General features: G+C 38.9%; 2 protein-coding genes. Both read left to right on the top strand.

Annotated elements, in window-relative coordinates; all coding sequences use genetic code 11:
- Window positions 1–114 precede the first annotated feature (114 nt).
- Window positions 115–2,187, top strand: a complete 2,073-nt coding sequence (locus AB1498_00530; protein ID MEW6086787.1) for an AMP-binding protein — start codon at window positions 115–117, stop codon at window positions 2,185–2,187.
- A gap of 2 nt (window positions 2,188–2,189) precedes the next feature.
- Entirely contained in the window at window positions 2,190–2,963 is a 774-nt protein-coding gene (locus AB1498_00525; GenBank protein ID MEW6086786.1) for a ceramidase domain-containing protein, read from the top strand.
- Window positions 2,964–3,119 lie beyond the last annotated feature (156 nt).

Below are 3,119 nucleotides of genomic sequence, written 5' to 3'. Positions count from 1 at the left end.
TATCGTGTTAAATACACTTGCCAATTCTCTCAAATCCCTCTTAATCTCCCTTTTCTAAAGGGAGAAATCTAAAATTTACCCCGTTTCAAAACTTTCATTCCTTTCATACCTATTTTGACATTATCTGTCGGGGCATCTTTATCGAGAAATATCAGGTTTTTCATGTGGCGGCCAATTTATGAATGGAAACCCATGCACTGGTTTTTTAAAATAATGCATATGATTCCAATATCAGCCTCCGACAAGCCTAAGCAGTTTATGGCAAGTATGGAAGAGGCCAAAAAAGCTTTAAAGGAAGGGCATATTGTCTGTATTTTCGCTGAAGGCGCGATTTCGCGAACAGCGCAAACCCTGGGTTTTCACCGCGGCATGGAATTCATTGCAAAAGACATGGATATTCCGATTGTCCCTGTGAATTTAGACCGTGTCTGGGGAAGCATTTTCAGTTTCCACAGCGGGAAATTTATATGGAAAATACCGAAAAAGATTCCTTACCCCGTGACTGTTTCTTTTGGAAAAAGTATGCCCGCGGCGTCCAAAGTGCACGAAGTCCGGCAGGCTGTGCTTGAACTGGGAAGCCACGCCTTCGGCCACCGTATCAGCCAAATGCTTCCTCTTCACAGGAATTTTTTGCGCATCAGCAAACAAAAATGGTTCATAAAAGGAATGGCGGATTCAGGAGGTGTTGAACTTTCATACGGGAAAATAGCTGCCGCGTCAGTGATGCTTGCGAAAAAGTTTATGAAACACTTTCCTGATGATGAAAGGATCGGTGTTTTATTTCCATCCTGCACCCACGGCGCGCTGGTAAATATCGCGTTGAATATGGCGGGTAAAATTCCCGTTAACATAAATTTTACAATGACACCCGAAATAATAAATAAAATCCGGCAAAAAGCCAAAATAAATAAAATAATAACATCCCGTAAAGTCCTTGAAGGGCTGAAATGGCCGCATGATGAAAGGATGGTTTACCTGGAAGATATTGCGAAACCGTCTAAAGGTTATGGTTTAATGCTCTGGATTTTGCTTTTTATCACGCCGTCTACAATTATCGAATCGGTTTTTATTCCGAAGTCAAAATCGAATCTCGATGATATCGCAACACTCGTGTTTACAAGCGGGAGCACCGGTATTCCCAAAGGCGTCATGCTTACGCATAAAAATATTCAGTCAAATGTGCAGGGACTTCTTGAAGTTTTCCAGACGGATTCCGATGATTGTATTTTAGGCATTCTTCCTTTTTTTCATTCATTCGGATACACGGCCACAATATGGCTTCCATTGCTTGGAGGATTTTCTGTCGCGTATCATAAAAGCCCGCTGGAACCTTTAATCGTCCAGAAAATGATTAAAAAACACAAATGCACAATGGCCTTGACCACCCCCACTTTTCTCCAGATGTGGATGAAAAAGTTCAATAAGGAAGACATTAACAGCCTCCATTTCGTAATTACAGGCGCTGAAAAAATGCGCAAAGAGATCGCTAAAGAATTTCTTGAAAAATTTGATATCCCTGTCCTTGAAGGTTACGGGTGCACTGAACTTTCTCCTGTCGCGTGCGTAAGTGTCTTTAACATAAAACACCATCATGAATTTCAACTGGGGCACAAAGAAGGAAAAGTCGGGCGCCCGCTCCCTGGGGTATCCGTTAAAATCATCGATCCTGAAACAAGGCAATTGCTGCCGGCAAAAGAGTCCGGATTATTAATGGTTAAAGGGCCAAATGTAATGAAAGGGTATTGGGATGATAAAGAAAAAACTGACGAAGTAATAAAAGACGGATGGTATGCGACAGGCGATATCGCCTCGATAGACGAAGACGGTTTTATACAAATTACCGATAGATTGTCCCGCTTTAGCAAAATCGGCGGCGAGATGGTTTCGCATATTATGGTGGAAGAAAAAATTTATGAAGCTGCGGATGAACCGGAGGCAAGATTTCTTGTCCTGTCGGTTCCCGATGAAAAAAAAGGAGAAGCTTTAGCTGTTCTTTGCCATAATTACAAAGGAATAACAGAAAAAATATGCGAGAAACTAGGCCAGTCGGACATCCCGAATTTATGGGTCCCGGCCAAGCAAATGTTTTTCAAAATTGACGAATGGCCGACACTGGGGACGGGTAAGGTGGATATGGCGAAGGCGAAAGAAATAGCGGGAAATTTCGTCAGCCAAGTGAGAGGTTAGATATGAATCATCAAAAAAGTATCTGGTTAATCATCATTTTTAGTTTGGTTGTTTTTACAATAATGGTATTTGTGCCAAGAATTCCGCAGTATTTAAGTTACCACCAATTTATTGACAATCGGGTATTTTTCGGGATTCCAAATTTTATGGATGTGGTTTCAAATCTTCCTTTTATAATAATTGGACTTGTCGGCTCAATTTATTTAGTGAAAAAATATAATTCATGCAGTAAGGAAGAAAAACTTGTTAGCCTTTCCTATCTTATATTTTTTATTAGTATATTTTTAACCGGTTTTGGGTCAGGATATTATCATTTGAATCCAAATAATACAACAATGTTATGGGATAGATTGCCCCTTGCAACATCATTTATGACATTTTTATCAGCAATTTTTTATGAACGATTTGAAATCAGGGGTTTTATCCTTTTATTAATTCTCACATTATTCGGAGCCTTCAGCATTATTTACTGGTATGTAACAGAATTGCAGGGCATGGGAGATTTGCGGCCCTATATTATTGTTCAATTCTATCCGATGCTTTTGATATCTTTTGTTCTATGGAAATTTCCCTCAAGATATACAAAATCAAATGATTTATGGACAGTGATGGTTTTTTACGCAATATCAAAGGCATTTGAACTGGCCGATAAATTAGTCTGGTCGATGGGGAATATTACAAGCGGGCACACATTAAAACATATTTTTGCAGGAGTGGCGGTATATTGGATTTTGAGGATGGGACAGAAAAGGGAAAAAATAGTATGCAAAGAATGATAAAATTAAAATTTTTTAAGGATGAATATTATAACTTGAGTTTGGCAAATTTAAGCTGCCAATTTTAAAATATTTGGCAAAACCATAAGTGAATCATGAGAAAAAGAATCTCTAAAATGAAAAACTTTTTGCCTGAAAGTTTTATGTTTTTCATTA

This window comes from bacterium (assembly GCA_040754625.1).
Taxonomy (GTDB): Bacteria; JACRDZ01; JAQUKH01; order JAQUKH01; family JAQUKH01; genus JAQUKH01.
Note: the sequence above shows the minus strand (reverse complement) of the source record. Positions and strands in the feature narration are given on the sequence as shown.